The following is a 22520-nucleotide window of genomic DNA, read 5'->3' on the forward strand; positions in this document are numbered from 1 at the left end:
GCGGCCCGCACTCCCACCCCAGACTTCGATGCCTTGTCGAAGAGTCGGCCGTCATGCAACTCGCCTGGCACGGGCGGAGGGTGACGGTAAGCGGCCTTGACCGCGCCGCCGAGGACCGCGAACTCGCCGGCGCTCACCCGAGCTGGCGGTCCAGGTTGTAGGCGGCGCTGATCAGCGCCAGGTGAGTGAAGGCCTGGGGGAAGTTGCCGAGTTGCTCGCCCGTCGGGCCGATCTCCTCCGAGTACAGCCCGACGTGGTTCGCGTAGGTGAGCATCTTCTCGAAGGCCAGCCGTGCCTCGTCAAGCCGTCCGGCGCGGGCGAGCGCCTCCACCCACCAGAAGGAGCACATCGAGAAGGTCGCCTCCTTGCCGGCGAGCCCGTCGGGCGACGCTTCCACGTTGTAGCGGTAGACGAGGCTGTCGGAAACCAGCTCCGCGGTGATGGCGTCGAGCGTGGAGATCCAGCGCGGGTCGGTGGGCGCGACGAACTTGCACAGGGGCATGAGCAGCAGGGAGGCGTCGAGCATGTCGGTGTCGTAGTGCTGGACGAAGGCCCGGCGGGCGGTGTGCCAGCCGCGGTCGATGATCTGGTGGTAGATGGTGTCCCGGACCGCCATCCAGCGGGGGAGGTCGGCGGGCAGGCCGCGCTGGCGGGCGACCCGGATCGCGCGCTCGACGGCGACCCAGCTCATCAGCCGCGAGTACGTGTAGTTTCGGCGGCCGCCGCGCGTCTCCCAGATCCCCTCGTCGGGCTGGTCCCAGTGGTCCATCAGCCACTCGATGTTGCGGGTGAGCTCCATCCAGCCGTCGTGGTACAGAGGCAGCCCGTACTTGTTGCTGAGGTATACGGAGTCCATCAGCTCGCCGTAGATGTCGAGCTGCAGCTGGGTCGCCGCCCCGTTGCCGATCCGCACCGGCGCCGAGCCCATGTAGCCCTCCAGGTGGGAGAGCTCCTCCTCGGGCAGGTCCTCGCGCCCGTCGATGCCGTACATGATCTGGAGTGGGCCCGACTCGCAGTCGGCCGCGTAGCGGAAGCGCCCCTCCAGCCACTTCATGAACGCGCCAGCCTCCTCTGTGAACCCGAGCCTGAGCAGCGCGTAGAGCGAGAAGGCGGCGTCGCGCATCCACGTGTAGCGGTAGTCCCAGTTGCGTGCGCCACCCAGCTCCTCCGGCAGACTGGTCGTGGGAGCGGCCACGATCGCACCGGTGGGCGCGTATGTGAGCAGCTTGAGCGTGAGCGCCGAACGGTGCACCGTCTCGCGCCAGCGCCCGCTGTAGTGCGAGCCACCCAGCCACCGGCGCCAGAACGCCACGGTGGCGTCGAACTCGGCGGCGATGTCGGCATCGGAGTACGGCACCTGTGTCTCGCCTTGCTCGACGCGGTCGAGCACGAACGTGGCCGTCTCCCCGGCCCGTACGGTGATGCAGGCGCGGACGTCGCCGCCGTTCACGATCTCGAGGGGGCCGCGCGTCGAGAGGCCGAGCTCCAGCTCGGGGGAGCGGAAAAGCGCGCCGTGCGGAGTGAGCGCGACCTCGTGACGGGCACGCGCATAGTCGAAGCGCGGGGCGACGTCGACAACGAAGCGCATCTGCCCGCGCACGGCGAGTATCCGGCGGATCATGCGGTGGCGGTGCGCCGCCTCGCCGGTACGCGGCGGGGGCATGAAGTCCTGCACCTCGCCCACTCCGTCGGGCATCAGGAAGCGCGTGATGAGGATGTTGGTGTCGGGGAGATAGAGCTGCTTGGAGCTCCAGCCTTCACAGTCGGGCGAGATACGGAACAGCCCCCCGCGGTCGGCGTCGAGGATCGCAGCGAAGACGCTCGGCGAGTCGAAGTGCGGGCAGCAGTACCAGTCGATCGTCCCGTCGGTGCCGACGAGCGCGACGGTGTGCAGGTCACCGATCAGCCCATGCTCGGCGATAGGCAGGTAGCGCGCCCCGTGGTGCCCGCCGAAGTCCACCTGACACGCCTCCCGCTATTCGGCCGGCACGGCCGTCGCGCACCATCGGCGAGCGTCCTCCTCGGCTTATGGCACGAGCACGAGCTTTCCCTTCGCCGCCGTGCGCTCGAGCATCTCGTGCGCCCGACGGGCGTCGGACAGCGGCAGGCGCTCGGCCACGACCGGGTGGATCTTGTTCTCACGGAGCAGGTCCAGCAGCGCGCGGAAGTCCTCCCGGAACTGATCCGGGTCGCGGGGACCTCCACCCACGGGAAGTGCTCGGTGACCTCCAGCCACGGGGAGCACTTGGCGATGTTGGTCGTGCAGCTTCTGGATCCGGTAGGCGAGTGCCTGCCGGTGGGGCGAAAGCTGGCTCCAAAGCCACACGGTCCCGGTCGCCGCGTACCACTCCGCCCACCGCCGCCAGTTCTTGTGCCCGTGCTCGAGCGTGGCGTAGTGGCCGAACACGACAAGCCGTCCGCCGGGCCGCAGCGCGCGGAAGGACCGAACCGACAGCGCACCGCCGAGCCCGTCGAGCACGACGTCCACGCCTCTGCCGGGAAGCCCATGCACCCGCGTCAGGAAGTCCTCGTTGCGGTAGTCGATCGCCACCGCGCCGAGCCGTTCGACCGCGGCGCGGTCGCGGGCTGATGCGGTCCCGTACATGTGAAGCCCGGCGTGCGCTCCGAGCTCGAGGACCGCGGTGCCCACCCTGCCGGCCGCGCCGTGCACGAGCACCGTCTCGCCGCGCTTCACCTTCGCCACGCGGTGCAGCAGCTGGTAGGCGGTCATGTAGGTGAAGACAAGGTTCAGAACCTCCGCCGGGTCGAGGTTCTCGGGCACCTCGACCGCCTCCGCCTCCGGCACGCAAACGCGCTCCGCGTCGGCGCCCCACACCGTCAGCGCACCAATGCGGTCTCCCTCTCGCAGTCTCGAACACCCCGGTCCGAGCTCCTCGACGACGCCGACGAGCTCGTAGCCGGGCGTGAACGGCGGCTTCGGTACGCCGAGATACGTGCCGGCGCGCAGCAGGGCATCGGTGAACGACACGCCTGCGGCCAGCACCCTGACGCACACCTCGCCCCACCCCGGGCGAGGATCCTGGTCCTCCACGACCCTCAGGACCTCGGGCCCGCCGAAATGGTCAACGATGACGCGCCTCATGCCTTCAGCCTAGGTGGGCCGCGCCGTCCTCGCATACCCTCACAGGATTCGTCGGGCCGACATTGGGACGGCGCTCTCCGCAGGGGAAGGCGGCACTGATAGGTCGCCGCGTCGACGCGGCTAAGGCGCAAGCCACCAGCCGCACGCAACGTGGTGGCACCCGCCGGATCGTTCTACCCACACGAGCCCTTCACCGCTCTGCATCTCAAGGACCGACCTACGAGCGGGCCTGGCCCCTACAACACCACCGACGACGTGGACCGGCTCCTGGACGGCGTCGCCGACCTCCTCTGACCCATGAGGCAGCGACGCGCTTGAGCTTTCCCCGCTGAGCCGGTTCCGCCGACGCTGCTCGCGGTGAGCCTCTCCGCATGCCGGGCCTGTGATGACCGCTGTTCAACGGATCCGGCGCAACACCTGGTTGCCCATCGCCGCAGTCATTCCTGTTCCTCCCTCGCCGCGTCGATCCCGAGCATCGCCAATGCACGGGCAGCCCGGTCCGGGGGGCCACTGCCCTGCAGTACGCACTCGGCGGCGGCGCCCTCGGCCAACGTCACCAATTGGGAGGCCAGCACCGCCGGATCCGCCGCATACAGCGCCTGCGTCAGCGCGCGCAGCCGTGCCCGGAACCGTGCTTTGTGGCCTCGTACAACCTGGCGCCCCGGATGCCCCGCCGGCAGTTCCAGGCCGGCACGCACGAACGGGCAGCCGTGGACCCCGGAACGTCCAGCGGCGCGGGCGGCGGGCACCGGCGCACTCCCGCGCTTCCCCCTGGCCTGCCCCGGCGCGCCAGGCTGATCGAGACCTCAGTCGGGCAGTCCCCAGAAGGATCCGTGCAGGCCGACCTCGGCGAAGTAGGCGGTGGCGGAGGCGGGGTCGCGGCGGGTGTAGCCCGGTTCCAGGCGTCCGGTGTACCAGTCGCTGGCGAAGCGCCACAGGGTGCCCAGATCCATGACGTAGCCACGCTCCCGGCCCGTCCCCCACAGCCAGGTGTCGACGCAGTCGGTAGAGCAGAACAGGCGCTGGTTGCCACAGGTGTGCACGACATCGTCCCAGGCCTGGTGCATCGGAGTGAGGAAATGAGCCACCTGGTTGCCTTGCGGGGGTGCGTCTCGGCCAACCACCCAGGCGTGCGGGGTGTCGCAGGCCGGACAGCGGGTGGCGACCAGGACGTCGGGCTCGTCCTGACGCAGATGGGGCATGGCGAACGAGTCCCAGGCGCAGCCGCCCCACCACAGCGTGTGCGCCCCCATGACAGAGAAGCCGAGCGGCACGGACGCGAAGGGGTGGGCCATCACGACACGGTCGGTGTCCTGCGGGTCCAGGACCACATCATGACTGTCATGAAAGGCGCGCAGTTCCTGACGCACCTGGTCCGGGGCGAGTCCGGCGAGTGCGGCCAGTTCCGGCACGCCCGGAGCACGGCCGGTGCGCGCGAATCCGGTATAGACAGCCAGGCGGACCCTCTCCCTCCCGTGAAGGCTCGCTGGTTCTGCTGAGACGTTCCCGGTCATTTTTGTGATTCCCTCGCTGGTTGAGGCGAACGTGTCCAGGGTGCGCCTCCAGGAGGCGGGGGTCACCGACGACGGTGCCCAGTCGTTCGCGTGCCGGGGAGAGCGGCACGTCAGCGCGGCCGGACTGGTCATGGCGTTCAATCCGGACGAACCGCACGACGGACAGTCGGCCGTCCGCCACGGGTACCGCTACTGGATGCTGCACCTCGGCGAGGACCTACTCCGGGATGTCCTCGACGCCGCGGCAGAGCGCAGCGCGGACGTTCCTGTCAGGTCGGCGGGTCATGCATCGCGGGCGCGCACGGTCATACCGTCAGCGGCGGCTGTCGCACAGCGCGAGGAGACCGGAGCGCCACGGCGTTGCCTGTGGAGAAACTCTGCGTCATTCGATCGGTTTGATCAGTCGGCCAGCAGGGTGTGACACCGCCCCTTTCGGCTGGGCTCACGGCTGTGGCGGGGGGCCACGGCCACGAGCACGACCGGGACCAGGCCGAGGCAGTACACACCAGGAGGGCCGCCTGGACCCGGTCCACGCGTGACCAACGCGGGGCTGGAGAAGGTGAGGGCGGTCCGCTCTGGGCCGTTTCACTACGGGCTGTTTCCCCGGCGCTCAGCTCGGGCCGCAGCGGCAGCCCGGTGATCCTGATGTTGCGCAGCACCCCGTGGCCCGCCGCCATATCGCACCGACCCCGCCGCCCACAGTCAGAGTGGCGTAGGTGAAGGTCCCCATCCAGCCACTTCCGATTACCTGCGTCCTGCCAGCGTCCCGCATTCAGCGTCGAGCCGCTCACACAGGCCACCTGCAGCGGCTTGCCCCGGTGGGGGTCTAACACGTCTGCGCAGGTCAGATCAGCTCGAACTAACGCCAATAGTAACGGCGTTGAACTCGTGAGCAGCGGATTCAGTCCGTTGGCCCAAAGTTCTGAATCCGCGCCCCTGATGAGACGTTTCCGCAGGTCACAGACGTGCACAGTGGGGCGGGTGGGACTCGAACCCACGGCCGACGGATTATGAGTCCTTTGGGGATCTTGGCTGCCCTTGTCGATCTACGCCGATCTACGACGTTTTTGCTCGTCAGAGCGGGCGAGCTGTGTCGGTGTTACTTCGTCTTTGTCAGTCTGTTCCTGTCCTTGTGTCCTGAACGCGTCCCGAATGCGTCCCGGTTGGACAGGATCGAAGGGGACGAGAGCGATCTCGCCAGCTCGAAAAGGGGACTCGAATCTCCGCGCAGCGGATTTCCCTTCCAACGCGCAGCGTCTTGAGCCCCTGGCGGTGGGGCGGACCTCTGTGGCCTGTCCCCGCCCGGACTTCTGCGAACAGACTATCGATCGACGGCGCACTACTGCCTCGACAGGGCCCCCGGCCGCGAGAGTGCGCCAGCCGGTCGGCAGTCGCCGTTCCTACGCGCCTGTGTGGCGGGGCCGAGTGCTTAGAGCGAGTGCGGCGGCGAGGAAGGAAGCTGCGGCGAGAAGGCCGAACAAGTTGGGGTAGCCACCCAGCGGCACCGCGAGGGCGGCCCCGGCGAAGGGCGCAAGGGCGGCTGCGACGTGGCCGGGCGCTGTGAGGAGTCCGGAAAGGCGGCCGTAGTGGGTGGTGCCCCAACGGTCGGTGACAGCGGTGGCCTGCAAGAGGGTGAGGTTGCCGCGGATGGTTCCCGCCAGCACTGTGAAAACGACGAGAAGGCCATAGGGGCCGGGCGTGATGGCTAGGGCTGCGGTGGGGAGGCCACCGAGCCCGACCAGAGCGGCCGTGCGGGCGGTAACGCTAGTGCGGCCGGCGAGTGTCGCGTACAGGGTCCGCCCGAGCGTCTGTCCCGCGCCGCCCAAGCCGAGGGCCCAGGCAGCCTGCGCAGTGGAGTAGCCGCGTTCGAGGAGGAGCGGAACGAGGGCGATGACGACGGCGTACATCGCGAATGCCGAGAGGGTGAGCGTGGCGGCCAGCATCCAGAACGGCCGGCTGCGCACGACGTCCTTTGTTCCGCGGTCGAGGTGGGCGGGACCGTCTGCGGCCGGTGGCCACGGTGCCTTCAGCGCCAGAGCGTGGGCGGGAATCGTTAGGAGGGCGAGGATCCCGGCGAGCGCCGTGTAGGTCGCGCGCCAGGACATGTGGCTTTCCAGGGCGGCGGTCAGGGGTGCGAAGACGGTGGAGGCCAGGCCGCCGGCCAGGGTGACGATCGTCAGGGCGCGGACGTGGTCGGGCGCCCACCAACGGGTGAGGGCGGCGAAAGCGGGCTGGTAGAAGGTGGATGCCATCGCGAGCCCTGCGAGCAGCCACCCGGCGGTGAATACGAAGAGGTTGGGGGCGGCGGCCACGATGAGGAGGCTCAGCACGCCCAGGATCGAGCCGACGGTCATGACCGTGCGCGGGCCTCGGCGGTCGAGGATCCGGCCGACGTAGATCCCGGCGAGGGCGGAGACCAGGAGGGCGGCGGAGAACGCGGCCGTCGTCGCTCCGGCCGGCCAGCCGGTGGCCGCGGTGATGGCGGGGTTGAGGACGGGGAAGGCGTAGTAGACGATGCCCCAGCTGGTGATCTGGGTGGCGCACAGTGCGGGCAGTACGGCGCGCGACCGCGATCGGACCCCCGTCCCGGTCGCGGCCGCGCTGGCCTGGGTTATGGGCACGGTGGTCAGCAGCCGCCAGAAGAGGCGGGGGCACCGATGGTGAGGGTGGCCGGGGCAGCGCAGCAGCCTTCGCCGCTGGTTTCCTCAGCGGCGGGCTGTTCGAACAGGCCCGCGCCGCCGCAGACGCCGGTCTCGGGAAGGGTGAGTTCGACGCGGTCAGCGGCTTCGATGTCCCCGGCGATGGCCGCGGCGACGGAGCGGACCTGCTCGTAGCCGGTCATGGCCAGGAACGTGGGCGCGCGGCCGTAGGACTTCATGCCGACCAGGTAGACGCCCGGTTCGGGGTGGGACAGCTCGCGGTGGCCGTGCGGGTAGACGGTGCCGCAGGAGTGCTGGTTGGGGTCGATCAGCGGCGCGAGCTCGGTGGGGGCCTGGAGGCGCTCGTCGAGGCCGAGGCGGATCTCGGACAGGAACGACAGGTCCGGGCGGAGGCCGGTCAGCACGATGACCTCGTCCACCGGGTCCAGGCGTCGGCCGTCCTCACCGATCAGGACCAGGCGGTTGTCGTCCGTCCGGTCGATCGCCTCGGTGCGGAAACCGGTGACTGCGTCCGCGTGGCCGTTGTCGACGGCGGCCTTCGCGGCGAGCCCGAGGGCGCCGCGGGCGGGCAGCTGGTCGGCTTCGCCGCCGCCGAACGTGGAGCCGCTGATGCCGCGTCGCAGGATCCACACCGCGTGCGTGCCCGGCGCGGCCTCGGCGAGGTCGGCGAGCGTGGCCAGTGCGGTGAAGGCGGAGGCGCCGGAGCCGATGACGGCGGTGCGCTTGCCCGCGTAGCGGGCGCGGATGGCCGGGTTCTTCAGGTCGGGGACGCGGTAGGTGATGCGGTCGGCGGCTGTCTTCTCCCCGAGTGCGGGCAAGCCGCTGGCGCCGGCGGGGCTGGGCGTGGTCCAGGTGCCGGAGGCGTCGATGACAGCGCGGGCAAAGACCCGCTCCTCATCGCCGTCTGGGGTGGCGAAGTGCACGACGAAGGGCTGGCCCTCGCGGTCGGCGTCCACGATCCGGTCGCGGCCGGTGCGGGAGACCCCGGTGACGGTGGCGCCAAAGCGGACGCGCTCGCCAAGGACGTCGGCCAGGGGCTGGAGGTACTGCTCGGCCCAGCCCCCGCCGGACGGGTACGTGGCTGCGTCCGGCTTCACCCAGCCGGTCGGGGCCAGCAGCTTCTCCGCGGCCTGGTCGGTGAGCTCGCCCCACGTGGAAAACAGCCGCACGTGGCTCCACTCCCGCACCGCGGCACCGGCGGCCCGTCCGGCCTCCAGAACCAGTGGCTCGAGGCCGTACTCGATCAGGTGGGCGGCCGCGGCCAGGCCGGCGGGACCGGCTCCGATCACGACGACGGGCAGCTCGGCGGTGGGGCTCTTACTCATCACATGTCTCCGGACTCGTACGAAGGGGCGTGGGGCGGGTGGTGGGTCGGCTTGTCAGCAGCAGCCGGTGCCGGTGGCGACGGCTTCGCGCTTGGCCGCCGGGTCGCAGCAGGCCCCGGCTGCCTTCGCGCCTTCGCTGGTGCCGCAGCACGGGGAGGAAGCGGCCGGAGCCGTCACATCGGAGTGCTGTGCAGGAGCCGGTCCGCAGCACGGGGGCGCGGCCTCGGTGGAGTTGGGGGTGGTCCCGGTGGCCGGGGCGACGGGCTCGTTCATGACGACTCCTCGTTGTTTCGATGCCTGTCGATGTCTTGCGCTGCCAGCATGGCACCTGCTTCGATGAACGTCAACATAGACATTTGTCGAATCAGGGAGTTGTTTCATGGAGCATGTTGACGTCGCGGTGATCGGGGGCGGCCAGTCCGGGCTGGCCACGGCGTATGAGCTGAGCCGGCGCAGGCTCAAGCCGGTGGTGCTGGAGGCTTCCGACCGGGTGGCCGGCTAGTGGCCGCGCTACTACGACAGCCTCACCCTGTTCTCGCCCGCCCGGTACAGCTCACTGCCGGGCATGCCGTTCGACAGCGGGGATCCGGACCGCTACCCGCACCGCGACGAGGTCGTCGCCTACCTCACCTCCTACGCCGCACGCCTGGACGCCGACATCCGCACCGGCAGGCGCGTCACGGAAGTCCGCCAGGACACAGCCGGGTTCATCCTCAGCCTGGAGGGCGGCGGCCGGCTGTCGGCGCGCGCAGTGGTCGCGACGTCCGGCACCTTCGGACGCCCGCACCGGCCGGCATTGCCGGGCCTCGAGCAGTTCCCCGGAACGGTGCTGCACGCCGCCGACTACCGCGGCCCGGCCCCTTTCGCCGGGCAGCGGATCATCGTCGTGGGGGCCGGGAACTCCGCCATGCAGATCGCGGCCGAGCTCGCCACCGTGGCGCAGGTGACGCTCGCCAGCCGCCACCCGGTGAAGTTCGCCCGCCAGCACCTCTTCGGCCGCGACCTGCACTTCTGGCTCAAGACGACCGGCCTCGACACCGCGCCACTCGGCCGCTTTCTGCGCACTCCGCCGGGCCAGCCCGTCATCGACGACGGCCGCTACCGCTCCGCACTGGCGGCGGGCAAGCCGGACCGCCGAGAGCTGTTCACCGCCCTGGAAGACCGCAAGGCCACGTGGGCGGACGGCACGGCGGAGGAGATCGACGTGATCCTTTTGGCCACCGGGCACCGCCCAGACCTGCCCCACCTCACCGGACTCGGCGCCCTCGACGCCGAGGGGCGGCCGAGCCATCGCGACGGCGCCTCCCTGACGCACCCCGAGCTGGCGTTCGTCGGGCTGGAATGGCAACGCTCGCTGTCGTCCAACTCGCTGCGGGGCGTCGGTCGGGACGCGGCCCGAACGGCCCGCCACCTGGCCCACCGGCTCAGCCGCAGCTGACCGACCCCTGGCCACACTAGTTCGACGTATGTCAACATAGACGCATGTCGAACGTGAAGGTGCTGCCACTGCTGGAACAGGCCGAGACCGTGGCGCCGTGCTGCCCGCCGCTGACCGAGCGCCCCATGAACGCCGAGGAAGCCGAGACGGCGGCGAAGATGTTCAAGGCCCTCGGCGACCCGGTCCGGCTGCGCCTGTTCTCCGCGGTCGCCTCCCACGAGGGCGGCGAGGCGTGCGTCTGTGACATCTCCGACGTCGGCGTCTCCCAGCCCACCGTGTCCCACCACCTGAAGAAGCTCAAAGAGGCCGGTCTGCTGACCTCCGAGCGGCGTGGGACCTGGGTCTACTACCGCGTCGAGCCGTCCGTGCTCGCCGCGATGGGCAAGCTCCTTGCCCCCGCCATCGCAACAGCCTGATCTCGGCGTCGAGCGGGCCGTCCGGTGTGGACGGCCCCCTCGTCACGATCAGGCCGTGGTCAGTTGCCGCAGGGTGCGACGGTAAACCTGCACCTGACTACCGGATGCAACCCCGACTTCCCGAGCCCCTTATCCATCGACTATCGTCGATTATCGATGAATGAATCGCAGGTAAAGCGCGCTACGGCGTCGCTCAGTACGGAAGACGCCGCCCTGTATGCCGGGTGGTTCAAAGCCCTGGCCGACCCCATGCGGGTCCGAGTGCTGAACCTGCTGGCTACGGAGCGGCGCCCGATGGCCGTCGGGGAGATCGTCGAACAGCTGCCGATCGGCCAGCCGACGGTGTCCCATCACCTGAAGATCCTGGCCGATGTCCGCTTTGTGCTGGCCGAGCGGATCGGCACCTCGACTCGGTACCAGGTCAACGGCGCCTGCCTGGAATGCTTCCCGGCCGCCGTCCGAGCGATCACGGCCCAGACATGAACATCGCCGCTGACCGCCACCCACGCCGAGCAGGTGCTGCGCATCTACCAGCTCGGCATCGACGAGGGCAACGCCACCTTCGAAACGACCGCCCCCACATGGAAAGTGTTCGACGCGGCCAAGCTGCCCGAACACCGCTTCGCCGCCCTGAGCGTCGACGGCACCGTGCTGGGCTGGGTCGCGGCCACCAAGGTCTCCGACCGGCGCGCCTACGCCGGCGTCGTCGAGCACTCCGTCTACGTTCACCCCGACGCCCGCGGCCGCGGCGTCGCCTCCGCACTTCTTAAGGCGTTCATCGACTCCACCGAGGCGGCCAGCATCTGGACCATCCAGTCCGGGATCTTCCCCGAGAACACCGCCAGCCTCGCCGTGCACCAGCGGGCCGGCTTCCGCGTCATCGGTACGCGCGAGCGCATCGGCCGTCACCACGGTGTCTGGCGCGATGTGGTGCTGTTGGAGCGGCGCAGTCCGCGGGTCACGTGAGGTCGTGTGCGTCGTCGCCCAGGGTGAGCTGGCGGTGGTGGAAGTCGAAGTGCTGGACTGGGTAACGGTAGATGTCTGCGCGTGTCATGAAGTCCTTGAAGAACGGGTCCCAGCGGACGGGGTAGTGCATACCGCGCTCCAGACCGGCGTCGGACTCCGCGGCGAGCTGGCGCTGCAGGCAGCCGATGACGCGGTCGAACGCGGCAGCCATCCGGCGCGGCCCGTACACCTTTACCGCGCCGCAGGGTCCGGCGTAGTTGACGAGGTCAAACGGTCGTGTCGCCGCGTTCAGCAGCCAGGCGAACAGCTTGCTCACGCGCCGGGGCAGCCGTCCGAAGAAATACGCCAGCACCAGCAGCACCCGGACGAGCATGAAGCCGAAGAGCATGTGCCACAACAACTGCTCGTTGGTCCAGCGGGTGCCGCGGGTGGCCCGGTCACGGTCTGCCTGGGCGGTGTCGAGCAGGTGGCGGAAGACTTGCCGGACCCGCTCGTAGTCGTCGTGTACGGCCTGCCGGTCCATCGGATGCCCATGTGCCATGGCGCCCTGCTTTCGGTCGGGCTCGTGGCTGTGATGATGCCCGGTTACGAGTCCGGAGCCAACAGCAGCGCACCACTGGCGTGCCGACCTCAAGACTGCCTCTGAGTCAACGCCGGGCGGTGTAGAGCAGGCCGGTGAGGGCGAGGAAGGTCGCCTCGCCCTCGACACGCACAAACGTCCCCAGCGTCTTCGCCGCCGGGGACGTCGTCGACCACACCTACCGCCAGGCCATCACCGCGGCTGGCAGCGGCTGTCAAGCAGCCGTCGACGCTGAGCGGTACCTCGCGGCGCTCGATGACATGTCCCCTGTGGCATCGGTCAGGGCAACAGCTGTGTAGCGGATCGGAACCATCGCATCGCCACGTCCGGCCATGGGTCCGCGAGTCCGGGAGCGAAGCCTGCGCCCGGACTCACGGGCAATCGCGTTTCAGCCGCGGACCTCGCTCGTGGAGGGCTGTCCCCCAGCCCTCGAGAGGCCGACTGCCCGGTCCAACTCCACGGGGAACTGGTGCGGCCGCGTCCTGTGAGCCGTCTTGGTACGAGCTGGGGTGCTCTCCCGGGGCCATTTTCAGTAGGGGCCGTTTACCCGCACTCCGCACGCAGCCCTGTGATCCAGCGGAGGCTCAGCGCCCCGGTCGCCTGCCGCCACCCGCGCCCACTCTGCCACCCCCACTTGAGCAGCATCGACGAGATGGCCCCAAGGCGGCCACTTCCGATTCCCTACGTCCTGCCAGCGTCCCGAATTCAGCATCCAGCCACTCACACACGCCACGTGCGGCAGCTTTGCTGGCTACGGCACGGCACATCTGTGCAGGTCGGATCCGTTCGAACAACCGCTGACGGCAACGCCCTTGAAGTCATGCGCAGCGGATTCAGTCCGTTGAGCCAAAGTCCTGAATCCGCACGCGTGATGATACGTTTCTGCAGGTCAGAGGCCTGCGTAGTGGGGCGGGTGGGACTCGAACCCACGGCCGACGGATTATGAGTCCGCTGCTCTAACCGGCTGAGCTACCGCCCCTAACGGCGCGTCGCGCACAAATGTGCGCGCCGTCTGCCGCAGCATAGCCGCTCATACGATCTCCTGCCTCGGATGGTCGGCAACGCACAACCATGAGGACTGCGCTGCCCCCTGCCCGGTTCCAGGAGTCGCGAAGAAGATCGTCGGAACATCGTCCAGGACACATGAAAAAGGACCCCGAGGGGCCCTCTTCCGGTAGCTGCTCCCCCGGCTGGACTCGAACCAGCAACCCTCCGGTTAACAGCCGAATGCTCTGCCAATTGAGCTACAGGGGATCGCGCTCCCCCGACTGGACTCGAACCAGTAACCTGCCGGTTAACAGCCGGCTGCTCTGCCAATTGAGCTACAGGGGATTGCTGCGTGTGCACCGAACGTACCTACCCGGGGCGTCCCGGAGGGCGTGTGCTCGCTGCGACACATACATTAGCGCAAGCAGGGGGGTGCTCCGCCAATCGGTATGGGGCCCGGGTGATCACGGGCCACGACGGGTAGGCGGCCTGCACCGACGCAAGGGAAGGGTGGCAGTCATGCGGTACAAGGTCACGTTCGTCCTTGGACTCGCCCTCGGCTACGTGCTCGGCACTCGGGCCGGGCGTGAGCGGTACGAACAGCTGAAGAAGTCCGTGCGCGAGTTCTCCCAGAATCCTGCTGTGCGCAATGCCGCCGAGGCCGCGGCACAGAACGGCCGCCAGGCGGCGGGCAAGGCCTTCCACGCCGTGAGCGACAAGGTCGGGGACCGGGTGCCCGACTCCGTGGCCGAGCGGGTGCGCTCCTTGCGGGAGCGGACCGCGAGCGGTGAGGACGACTGGGGAACCACCAACACGTGACGTGATACCCCCGCGGGTGCGGCAGAATCCTTGACATGGGGATAGTCGCCGGCTTGGACAGTTCGTCTGGATTCACGCGCATCGTGGTCTGTGACGCGGACACGGGTGCCGTGCTGCGCCAGGGGTACGCGCCGCACCCCGTCGAGGCCAAGGCCACCGAGATCGATCCGCAGGCGTGGCTGCTCTCGCTCGGTGATGCCGCGGCCGGCGGGCTCCTCGAAGGCGTGCAGGCCATCGGCGTCTCCGCACAGCAGCACGGCCTGGTCACGCTGGACGCCCAGGGCAATCTCGTACGTCCCGCGCTGCTCGGCAACGACAAGCGGGCGCAGGTCGCCGCCGCCGATCTGATCGATGCGCTGGGCGGGCGGCAGGCCTGGGCCGAGGCCGTCGGCTCGGTGCCGCAGGCCGCGCAGCCGGTCGCGAAGCTGCGCTGGATGGCGCGCTCCGAGCCCGATGTGGCGCAGCGCGTCGCGGGCGTCATGCAACCGCACGACTGGCTGGTGTGGCAGCTGCTCGGCCGGCCGGCCCGCAGGACCACCGACCGCGGCGGCGCTTCGTGCACCGGCTTCTGGTCGGCGGGTACCGGCTCCTACCGCACCGATCTGGTGGAGCTCGCGCTCGGGCACCAGTGTGCGCTGCCCGAGGTGCTCGGACCGGCCGAGGCGGCGGGGACGACGCCCGAGGGACTGCTGATCTCCGCCGGGACCGGCGAGACGATGGCGGCGGCGTTCGGGCTGGGCGTCGGGATCGGCGACGCGGTGGTGTCGCTGGGCGCATCGGGCTCCGTGATGGCCGTGCACCATGAGGCGCTGGCCGACCCGAGCGGGCTGATTACGTCGTTCGCCGATGCGACCGGGATGCACCTGCCGGTGGTGCACACGCTCAATGCCGTACGGGCGCTGCGCGGCGCGGCCGAGCTGCTGGGGGCCGAGGGACTCGACGAGCTCTCCGCGCTGGCGACGAAGTCGACGCCCGGTGCGTCGGGGCTTGTGCTGCTGCCGTATCTGGAGGGCGAGCGTACCCCGCAACTGCCGCACACCGCAGGGACGCTGAGCGGTCTGCGCCGTGAGTCGATGAAGCCCGAGCATCTGGCGCGGGCCGCCTTCGAGGGCATGCTCTGCTCGCTTGCGGACGCCATGGACGTGCTGCGCGGACGCGGGGTCGAGGTACGCAGGGTCTTTCTGCTGGGTGCGGCCGCCGAACTGCCCGCAGTCCAGGCCGCGGCGCCCGCGATCTTCGGGGCGCAGGTCGTGGTGCCCCAGCCCGCCGACTATGCGGCGCTGGGCGCGGCCCGGCAGGCCGCATGGGCGCTCGGCGTCTCGCAGGGGACGCTGTCGCCGGCCGCTCCGCCGGCCTGGCAGGGTGCGGCCGCGCAGATTTTCGAGCCCGGTGACGAGCTGGCGGTGGGTCAGGCGGTGCGCCAGCAGTACGGGGCAACGCGGGATCAGATCCACCCCGGGGCGTTCAACCCGCCATCTTGACGCATGACATCTTGACCCTGCCTTGAATTAATGGCTTGAGGTTCCGGGGGTGGAGTGTCGGAAGATTGGGGTGACCCCAGATCTTGCCGACGAGAGACAGCGTGTGCTGATACGACTACTACGGACTCACCTGAGTCCGTACAGACAACCCATCGCCCTGCTGGTGGCGCTCCAGCTCCTGCAGACCAGCGCCACCCTCTATCTGCCCACCCTCAACGCGAACATCATTGACAACGGTGTTGTCGAGGGGGACACCGGCTACATCCTCCGGGTCGGCGCTCTCATGATCGCCGTCAGCATCGTCCAGGTGCTCTGCAACATCGGAGCGGTCTTCTACGGAGCGCGGACGGCCGCCGCGCTCGGCCGCGATGTCCGGGCCGCCGTCTTCGACCGGGTACAGAGCTTCTCCGCCCGCGAGGTCGGCCACTTCGGGGCTCCGTCGCTGATCACCCGTACGACCAATGACGTCCAGCAGGTGCAGATGCTGGTCCTGATGGCGTTCACGCTGATGGTGTCTGCGCCGATCATGTGCGTCGGCGGCATCATCATGGCGCTCGGCCAGGATGTGCCGCTGTCGGCGGTGCTGCTCGCGGTGGTGCCGGTGCTGGGCATCGCGGTGTCGCTGATCGTCAAGAAGATGCGGCCCCTGTTCCGCACCATGCAGGTACGTCTGGACACGGTGAACCGGGTGCTGCGGGAGCAGATCACCGGCAACCGCGTCATCCGTGCCTTCGTCCGTGACGAGTACGAGAAGGAGCGCTTCCGCGGGTCCAACACCGAGCTGACCGATGTGTCCCTGTCCACCGGCCGGCTGATGGCGCTGATGTTCCCGACCGTGATGACGGTCGTGAACGTGTCGTCCATCGCGGTCATCTGGTTCGGTGCCCAGCGGGTCGACAGCGGCGCGATCCAGATCGGCGCGCTGACCGCGTTCCTCGCGTATCTGATGCAGATCGTGATGGCCGTGATGATGGCCACCTTCATGTTCATGATGGTGCCGCGCGCCGAGGTCTGCGCCGAGCGGATCGAGGAGGTGCTGGGCACGGATTCGAGCGTGGTGCCGCCGGCCGAGCCGGTGCGGCAGTTGCGCCGTCGCGGGCATCTGGAGGTGCGGGACGTGGAGTTCCGCTATCCGGGTGCGGAGGAGTCGGTGCTGCGCAGCGTCGGCCTGGTGGCCAGGCCCGGCGAGACGACCGCGATCATCGGGTCCACGGGCAGCGGAAAGTCGACGCTGCTCGGGCTCGTACCGCGGCTGTTCGACGTGACCGGCGGCGAGGTGCTCGTCGACGGCGTCGATGTACGCGAGCTCGATCCCGTCCTGATGGCGAAGACGGTGGGGCTCGTTCCGCAGAAGCCGTATCTCTTCTCCGGGACGGTGGCCACGAATCTGCGCTACGGCAAGCCCGGCGCGAGCGACGAGGAGCTGTGGGAGGCGCTGGAAGTGGCGCAGGCCGCCGACTTCGTACGGGAGCTCGAAGGCGGGCTGAACGCGCCGATCGCGCAGGGCGGCACCAATGTCTCCGGCGGGCAGCGCCAGCGGCTCGCGATCGCCAGGACGCTGGTGCAACGCCCGGAGATCTATCTCTTCGACGACTCCTTCTCCGCGCTGGACTATGCGACGGACGCGGCGCTGCGCGGGGCGCTGGCCCGGGAGATCACCGAGGCCACGGTGGTGATCGTCGCCCAGCGGGTGTCCACCATCCGTGACGCGGACCGCATCGTGGTCCTGGACGAGGGGCAGGTCGTGGGAAGCGGACGCCATCACGAGCTGATGGAGAGCAATGAGACCTACCGAGAGATCGTGCTCTCGCAGCTGACGGAGGCTGAGGCCGCATGAGCGGGCCGGGCGGACGGATGATGATGGGCCCCGTCGAGCGGTCCATGGACTTCAAGGGCTCGGGCAAACGGCTGCTGCGGCAGCTCGCTCCCGAGCGTATGACGCTGTGGGTGATGCTCGCGGCGGGTGTGCTGAGCGTCGCGTTCGCGGTGGTCGGGCCGAAGATTCTGGGGCAGGCGACCGACCTGGTCTTCGCGGGGGTCGTCGGCCGGGAGATGCCGGCCGGGACCAGCAAGGACCAGGCGATCGCCGGCCTGCGGGACAAGGACCAGGGCGGGCTCGCCGACATGCTGTCCGGCGTGGACTTCACGCCCGGCGACGGTATCGACTTCACCGCCGTGGGCCATGTGCTGCTGGTGGCGCTGGTGGTGTACCTGGCCGCGGGTCTGCTGATGCTGGTGGCGACGCGGCTGTCGATCCGGGTGATCAACCGGACCGTCTACCGGATGCGCGAGGACGTACAGGCGAAGCTGTCGCGGCTGCCGCTGTCGTACTTCGACCGGGCCAAGCGCGGCGAGGTGCTCAGCCGGGCGACCAACGACATCGACAACATCTCGCAGACGCTCCAGCAGACGATGGGCCAGCTGATCAACTCGCTGCTGACCATCGTGGGCGTGCTGGCGATGATGTTCTGGATCTCGCCGCTGCTCGCGCTGGTCGCGCTGGTGACCGTGCCGGTGTCGGTGTTCGTGGCGACGAAGGTCGGCAAGCGCTCGCAGCCGCACTTCGTGCAGCAGTGGAAGTCCACGGGCAAGCTCAACGCCCATATCGAGGAGATGTACACCGGCCATGCGCTGGTGAAGGTCTTCGGGCGGCAGGACGAGTCGGCCAAGGACTTCGCCGAGCAGAACGAGGCGCTGTACGAGGCGGGGTTCAAGGCCCAGTTCAACAGCGGGGTCATGCAGCCGCTGATGTTCTTCGTGTCGAACCTCAACTATGTGCTGGTGGCGGTCGTCGGCGGGCTGCGGGTCGCGTCCGGCACGCTGTCGATCGGCGATGTGCAGGCGTTCATCCAGTACTCCCGGCAGTTCTCGATGCCGCTCACCCAGGTCGCTTCGATGGCGAACCTGGTGCAGTCGGGTGTCGCCTCGGCCGAGCGGGTCTTCGAGCTGCTGGACGCCGAGGAGCAGGAGGCCGACGAGCAGGACGCCGGCAAGCCGACGGGCGAGCGGTCGCGGCGGCTCGGACAGGTCGCGCTCGAGAAGGTCGCCTTCCGCTACGACCCGGACAAGCCGCTCATCGAGGATCTCTCGCTGAGCGTGGAACCGGGCCACACGGTCGCGATCGTCGGTCCGACCGGCGCGGGCAAGACGACCCTGGTGAATCTGCTGATGCGGTTCTACGAGGTCACGGGCGGCCGGATCAGCCTGGACGGCGTGGACATCGCGAAGATGTCCCGGGAGGAACTGCGGTCCGGGATAGGGATGGTCCTCCAGGACACCTGGCTGTTCGGCGGCACCATCGCGGACAACATCGCGTACGGCTCCTCCCGCGAGGTGACCCGGGCGGAGATCGAGGAGGCGGCGCGAGCTGCGCACGCCGACCGTTTCATCCGTACGCTGCCCGACGGCTACGACACGGTGATCGACGACGAGGGCTCGGGCGTGAGCGCGGGCGAGAAGCAGCTGATCACCATCGCGCGGGCGTTCCTGTCCGACCCGGTGATCCTGGTGCTCGACGAGGCCACCAGCTCGGTGGACACCCGTACCGAGGTGCTCATCCAGAAGGCGATGGCGCGGCTCGCCCACGGTCGTACGAGCTTTGTCATCGCGCACCGGCTCTCCACGATCCGGGACGCGGACGTGATCCTGGTGATGGAGAACGGCGCGATCGTGGAACAGGGCACGCATGACGAGCTGTTGGCCGCGGAGGGGGCGTATGCGCGGCTGTACGCGGCGCAGTTCGCGCAGGCGGTGGTGGAGGTGGAGTAACCGGGGTGGGGTCGGTGGGCCCCTGCGGGGCTGTCCCCTACCCGCCCTCCCCCTACGGCCCGGCGGCCGTGGGAGGTACCTCCATCCCGTAACCGGGGCTCCGCCCCGGACCCTCCCCCCACGCCCTGCGGGCCTGGGGGGACCCCCAGCGGGCGCCCCGGGGTCCGGGGCGGAGCCCCGGTGTCAGTCCAGGTAGCCCCGCAGCTGGTCCGCGAACGCGTGGTCGCGCAGCTTGTTCAGCGTCTTCGACTCGATCTGGCGGATGCGTTCACGCGTCACGCCGAAGATCCGGCCTATCTCCTCGAGCGTCCGCGGCCTGCCGTCCATCAGCCCGTAGCGCAGCTGCACCACCTTGCGCTCGCGCTCGCCGAGGGTGGAGAGCACCGCCTCCAGGTGCTCACGCAGCAGCAGGAAGGCGGCCGACTCGACGGGGGACGCGGCATCGCCGTCCTCGATGAGGTCGCCGAGGGCCACATCGTCCTCCTCCCCCACCGGCGCATGCAGCGAGACCGGCTCCTGGGCGAGCCGCAGCACCTCGCTCACCCGCTCGGGCGCCAGGTCCAGCTGGACCGCGACCTCTTCGGGGGTGGGTTCGTAGCCGCGCTCCTGGAGCATCCGGCGCTGGACCCGGACGACCCGGTTGATCAGCTCGACGACATGGACCGGGACCCGGATGGTGCGTGCCTGGTCCGCGAGCGCCCGGGACATGGCCTGGCGGATCCACCAGGTGGCGTACGTGGAGAACTTGTAGCCGCGGGCGTAGTCGAACTTCTCAACTGCCCTGATCAGGCCCAGGTTTCCCTCCTGGACGAGGTCGAGCATGGTCAGTCCGCGGCCGACGTAACGCTTGGCCACGGAGACGACGAGCCGGAGGTTGGCCTCGATCAGCCGGCGCTTGGCCATCCGGCCCATGACCACCAACCTGTCGAGGTCGACGGCGAGTTGGGAGTCGTCGATGTCGGGGGTGTGGCCAAGCCGCTCCTCGGCGAACAGACCGGCTTCGACCCGGCGCGCGAGCTCCACCTCCTCGACGGCCGTGAGCAGCGGAATCCTGCCGATCTCCCGCAGATACTGGCGGAACAGGTCGGACGAGGGACCGCTCTCGACTCGGCTGCCGGCCCGCGGGCCAGGAGGCTCGGGCACTTCCACCGGATCCTCGACAACGGTCTCCGGGACGGCTTCGGGCACGGTCTCCGGGTGAAGTACGGCCCGGCTCTGCGCGGGGACCTGCGCGGAGACGGCCGCGACAGTATCGGTCTCGGTCAGGGTCTGGGTCTGCACGGGGGCGACCTCCAGGGTGATCGCTGCCGGTTCGGGGGCGTGCGGCAGCGGGACGGGGGCGGCCGGGCCGCTTTCCGTCCCGTACACGATGAGCGGATCCACGGGGGTGAGAGGCCCACGGTGGGTGGACCGGCCGCGCTCCGGGGACTCAGGCACCGCACCCCAGTGTGGGGTACGACACACAGCGTCCACGAGGGGCGTGCGGCGACTTTTTGAGTCCAGTGCGTGACCGGGCGGTTACCGAAGCAGGATCTGCGGTCGACCGGACAGGGCCTAAAGGGCGTCCGCGCCCTGGTTGCGCAGCGACTGGGCGTACTGCTGAAGGACCCACAGTTCGTTCTGTACGGCCGTGTGCTGCTCGGGGTCGGCGTGCTGGCCGAGGCGGGCGAGATTGCCCTGGACCTCGCGGATGCGCCGGTCGACGGCCCGCAGGCGGACCTGGACGAGCTGGACTCCGGCGTAGCTCTCGTCGACGGTCCTCGCGTGGACGGCTTCCACGGCGAGCTCGGTGACCAGAGCGCGCACCGTGTCGTTCGGGGCGGCGTCGCGGACCCGGGCGAGGTACTCCGGGGAGTCCTGGGTGCCCTGTTCGGCGCCGCCTGCCTCGGCGATGGTCTGGCGGACCGCGGCGTACGGCGGGGCGGTGAACTCGTCGACGCCGTACGCGTCGAAGGCCGGGGAGACCAGCTCCGGGTGCTGGAGCGCCAGCTTCAGCAGCTCGCGTTCGGTGCGGTGGGCGGGGCTGCGCAGGTTGAGCGCGGGTCCGGACGGCACGGCCGGGGCCTGGACCTGCTGCGGTGCGCTGTTACGGGAGGGAACCGGGCCGCGGCCGCCGCGGTCACGGGCCCAACGCGCCAGCTGTGCAACGCGCTTGACCACGAACTGGGTGTCGAGGATGCCGAGGATGCCGGCGAGCTGCACCGCCGACTCGTGCTGGATGGCGATGTTCTTGATGCCCGCGACGATCGGCGCGGCCTCGTCCAGCGCGGCGGCCCGGCCCGCGGGCGTCTCCAGATTGTGGCGCTGCACGCTGTGGCGGATCGCGAACTCGAAGAGCGGGGTACGCGTTTCGACGAGCTTCTGCACCGCGTCGTCGCCCTCCGCGAGGCGCAGCTCGCAGGGGTCCATGCCGCCGGGGGTGATCGCGATCGAGGTCTCGGCGGCGAACTTCTGGTCGTCCTCGAAGGCACGCAGCGCCGCCTTCTGGCCGGCCGCGTCGCCGTCGAAGGTGAAGATCACCTCGGCGGTGGCATTGTCCATCAGCAGCCGACGCAGGATCTTGATGTGGTCGCCGCCGAAGGCCGTGCCGCAGGTGGCGATGGCGGTGGTGACACCGGCCAGATGGCAGGCCATCACGTCCGTGTAGCCCTCGACGACCACGGCCCTGCTGGTCCTGGCGATCTCCTTCTTCGCGAGATCGATGCCGTAGAGCATCTGGGACTTCTTGTAGATGCCCGTCTCAGGGGTGTTGAGGTACTTCGGCCCGTTGTCGCTCTCGTACAGTTTGCGCGCTCCGAAGCCGACGACATCGCCCGAGATGTCGCGGATCGGCCACATCAGGCGGCCGCGGAACCGGTCGATGGGCCCGCGGCGGCCGTCCTGGGAGAGGCCGGAGAGGATCAGCTCCTTGTCGCTGAAGCCCTTGCCGCGCAGAAAGCGGGTGAGGTGGTCCCAGCCCTGCGGGCTGTACCCGACGCTGAAGTGCTGGGCCGCGGCCTGGTCGAAGCCGCGCTCGGCGAGGAACTTGCGACCCGTCTCGGCCTCGGCGCTGTTCTCCAGCTGCTCGATGTAGAACTGCGCGGCGATCTTGTGCGCCTCGACCAGACGGATGCGCTCGCCCCGCTGGTGGCTGGGGTTGTACCCGCCCTCCTCGTAGCGCAGGGTGATGCCCGCCGTCGCGGCGAGGCGCTCGACCGTCTCGGAGAAGGAGAGATGGTCGATCTTCATCACGAAGGCGATGGTGTCGCCGCCCTCCTGGCAGCCGAAGCAGTGGAAGAGACCCTTGCTCGGGCTGACCTGGAAGGAGGGGGACTTCTCGTCGTGGAAGGGGCAGAGCCCCTTGAGGTTGCCGCCGCCGGCGTTGCGCAGCTGGAGGTACTCGGAAACGACGGCGTCGATCGGGACCGCGTCCCGTACCGCCTTCACGTCGTCATCGTTGATCCTGCCTGCCACGCGTGAAGTC

20 protein-coding genes, 3 tRNA genes and 2 pseudogenes are annotated in these 22520 nt (G+C 69.4%); 12 read left to right on the plus strand and 13 right to left on the minus strand.

The features are described 5' to 3' along the window. Positions 1–133 precede the first annotated feature (133 nt). A complete protein-coding gene (locus ACI2LP_RS05550) occupies positions 134–1960 on the minus strand; it encodes a glycoside hydrolase family 15 protein (protein WP_404723261.1) in 1827 nt (608 codons plus the stop codon). Between the two features lie 66 nt (positions 1961–2026). Further along, positions 2027–3103 carry a medium chain dehydrogenase/reductase family protein gene (locus ACI2LP_RS05555; protein WP_404723262.1) on the minus strand — a complete coding sequence of 359 codons (1077 nt, stop codon included), beginning with the start codon at positions 3101–3103 and terminating at the stop codon, positions 2027–2029. A 150-nt stretch (positions 3104–3253) separates the two neighbouring features. Between ACI2LP_RS05555 and ACI2LP_RS05560 the strand changes: the two genes are divergently transcribed. Further along, the gene (locus ACI2LP_RS05560; RefSeq protein ID WP_404723263.1) at positions 3254–3397 is read left to right on the plus strand and encodes a hypothetical protein; all 144 of its coding nucleotides are present in this window, start codon (positions 3254–3256) and stop codon (positions 3395–3397) included. 143 nt (positions 3398–3540) lie between these two features. Here the strand turns inward: ACI2LP_RS05560 and ACI2LP_RS05565 are convergent, their stop codons facing one another. Beyond that, positions 3541–3852, minus strand: coding sequence for a hypothetical protein (locus ACI2LP_RS05565; protein ID WP_404723264.1), 312 nt, complete (start codon positions 3850–3852; stop codon positions 3541–3543). Positions 3853–3909: 57 nt separating this feature from the next. Next, positions 3910–4515: an organomercurial lyase gene (merB, locus tag ACI2LP_RS05570; RefSeq protein WP_404723265.1), complete on the minus strand. Its 606-nt coding sequence runs from the start codon at positions 4513–4515 to the stop codon at positions 3910–3912. Positions 4516–4657: 142 nt separating this feature from the next. On the opposite strand from merB, the gene ACI2LP_RS05575 reads away from it, so the two are divergent. After that, on the plus strand, positions 4658–5038 hold the full coding sequence (locus ACI2LP_RS05575) for an AraC family ligand binding domain-containing protein (protein WP_404723737.1): 381 nt from the start codon (positions 4658–4660) through the stop codon (positions 5036–5038). 979 nt (positions 5039–6017) lie between these two features. On the opposite strand, the gene ACI2LP_RS05580 is transcribed toward ACI2LP_RS05575, so the two are convergent. Genes ACI2LP_RS05580 through ACI2LP_RS05590 form a run of 3 tightly spaced genes read right to left on the minus strand, consistent with a single transcriptional unit; the run spans position 6018 to position 8875 of the window. Then, complete coding sequence (locus ACI2LP_RS05580; protein ID WP_404723266.1) at positions 6018–7238, minus strand: MFS transporter; 1221 nt, start codon at positions 7236–7238, stop codon at positions 6018–6020. A gap of 5 nt (positions 7239–7243) precedes the next feature. After that, the gene (locus tag ACI2LP_RS05585) at positions 7244–8602 is read right to left on the minus strand and encodes an NAD(P)-binding domain-containing protein (RefSeq protein WP_404723267.1); all 1359 of its coding nucleotides are present in this window, start codon (positions 8600–8602) and stop codon (positions 7244–7246) included. 54 nt (positions 8603–8656) lie between these two features. Continuing rightward, positions 8657–8875: a hypothetical protein gene (locus ACI2LP_RS05590; RefSeq protein ID WP_404723268.1), complete on the minus strand. Its 219-nt coding sequence runs from the start codon at positions 8873–8875 to the stop codon at positions 8657–8659. Between the two features lie 106 nt (positions 8876–8981). Between ACI2LP_RS05590 and ACI2LP_RS05595 the strand changes: the two genes are divergently transcribed. The 5 genes and pseudogenes from ACI2LP_RS05595 (at position 8982) to ACI2LP_RS05615 (ending at position 11422) form a co-directional block, all read left to right on the plus strand. Then, on the plus strand, positions 8982–9104 hold the full coding sequence (locus ACI2LP_RS05595; RefSeq protein ID WP_404723269.1) for an FAD-dependent oxidoreductase: 123 nt from the start codon (positions 8982–8984) through the stop codon (positions 9102–9104). Positions 9105–9122: 18 nt separating this feature from the next. After that, positions 9123–10040 (plus strand): annotated as a pseudogene (locus ACI2LP_RS05600) (flavin-containing monooxygenase); the annotation flags it as partial. A gap of 44 nt (positions 10041–10084) precedes the next feature. Then, a complete protein-coding gene (locus tag ACI2LP_RS05605) occupies positions 10085–10456 on the plus strand; it encodes an ArsR/SmtB family transcription factor (RefSeq protein WP_404723270.1) in 372 nt (123 codons plus the stop codon). Between the two features lie 156 nt (positions 10457–10612). Next, on the plus strand, positions 10613–10939 hold the full coding sequence (locus ACI2LP_RS05610; protein ID WP_404723271.1) for an ArsR/SmtB family transcription factor: 327 nt from the start codon (positions 10613–10615) through the stop codon (positions 10937–10939). A 33-nt stretch (positions 10940–10972) separates the two neighbouring features. Continuing rightward, entirely contained in the window at positions 10973–11422 is a 450-nt protein-coding gene (locus tag ACI2LP_RS05615) for a GNAT family N-acetyltransferase (protein WP_404723272.1), read from the plus strand. Here ACI2LP_RS05615 and ACI2LP_RS05620 read toward each other — a convergent pair. Beyond that, positions 11415–11963, minus strand: a complete 549-nt coding sequence (locus tag ACI2LP_RS05620; RefSeq protein WP_404723273.1) for a DinB family protein — start codon at positions 11961–11963, stop codon at positions 11415–11417. The genes ACI2LP_RS05615 and ACI2LP_RS05620 overlap by 8 nt on opposite strands. Positions 11964–12109: 146 nt before the next feature. Here ACI2LP_RS05620 and ACI2LP_RS05625 point away from each other — a divergent pair. Next, positions 12110–12301, plus strand: a pseudogene (locus ACI2LP_RS05625) (thioredoxin-disulfide reductase); the annotation flags it as partial. A 606-nt stretch (positions 12302–12907) separates the two neighbouring features. Here ACI2LP_RS05625 and ACI2LP_RS05630 read toward each other — a convergent pair. The 3 genes from ACI2LP_RS05630 to ACI2LP_RS05640 form a co-directional block, all read right to left on the minus strand. Further along, positions 12908–12981, minus strand: a tRNA-Ile gene (locus ACI2LP_RS05630). Positions 12982–13183: 202 nt separating this feature from the next. Continuing rightward, positions 13184–13256, minus strand: a tRNA-Asn gene (locus ACI2LP_RS05635). Between the two features lie 5 nt (positions 13257–13261). Continuing rightward, a tRNA-Asn gene (locus tag ACI2LP_RS05640) sits at positions 13262–13334 on the minus strand. A gap of 174 nt (positions 13335–13508) precedes the next feature. On the opposite strand from ACI2LP_RS05640, the gene ACI2LP_RS05645 reads away from it, so the two are divergent. From ACI2LP_RS05645 to ACI2LP_RS05660, 4 genes are all read left to right on the plus strand, one after another. Further along, entirely contained in the window at positions 13509–13808 is a 300-nt protein-coding gene (locus tag ACI2LP_RS05645; protein WP_360879718.1) for a YtxH domain-containing protein, read from the plus strand. Positions 13809–13843: 35 nt separating this feature from the next. Further along, positions 13844–15289 carry an FGGY family carbohydrate kinase gene (locus ACI2LP_RS05650; protein WP_404723274.1) on the plus strand — a complete coding sequence of 482 codons (1446 nt, stop codon included), beginning with the start codon at positions 13844–13846 and terminating at the stop codon, positions 15287–15289. A gap of 103 nt (positions 15290–15392) precedes the next feature. Next, the gene (locus ACI2LP_RS05655) at positions 15393–17126 is read left to right on the plus strand and encodes an ABC transporter ATP-binding protein (RefSeq protein ID WP_404723275.1); all 1734 of its coding nucleotides are present in this window, start codon (positions 15393–15395) and stop codon (positions 17124–17126) included. Continuing rightward, positions 17123–19057, plus strand: coding sequence for an ABC transporter ATP-binding protein (locus ACI2LP_RS05660; RefSeq protein ID WP_404723276.1), 1935 nt, complete (start codon positions 17123–17125; stop codon positions 19055–19057). Before ACI2LP_RS05655 ends, ACI2LP_RS05660 begins: the two co-directional genes overlap by 4 nt. Before the next feature lie 183 nt (positions 19058–19240). Here the strand turns inward: ACI2LP_RS05660 and ACI2LP_RS05665 are convergent, their stop codons facing one another. Further along, positions 19241–20494, minus strand: coding sequence for a sigma-70 family RNA polymerase sigma factor (locus ACI2LP_RS05665; protein ID WP_404723277.1), 1254 nt, complete (start codon positions 20492–20494; stop codon positions 19241–19243). A gap of 117 nt (positions 20495–20611) precedes the next feature. Next, complete coding sequence (gene dnaG, locus ACI2LP_RS05670; RefSeq protein WP_404723278.1) at positions 20612–22510, minus strand: DNA primase; 1899 nt, start codon at positions 22508–22510, stop codon at positions 20612–20614. Between the last annotated feature and the right edge of the window lie 10 nt (positions 22511–22520).

The sequence above is a fragment of the Streptomyces sp. NPDC019890 genome, assembly GCF_044903445.1.
Taxonomy (GTDB): Bacteria; Actinomycetota; Actinomycetes; order Streptomycetales; family Streptomycetaceae; genus Streptomyces.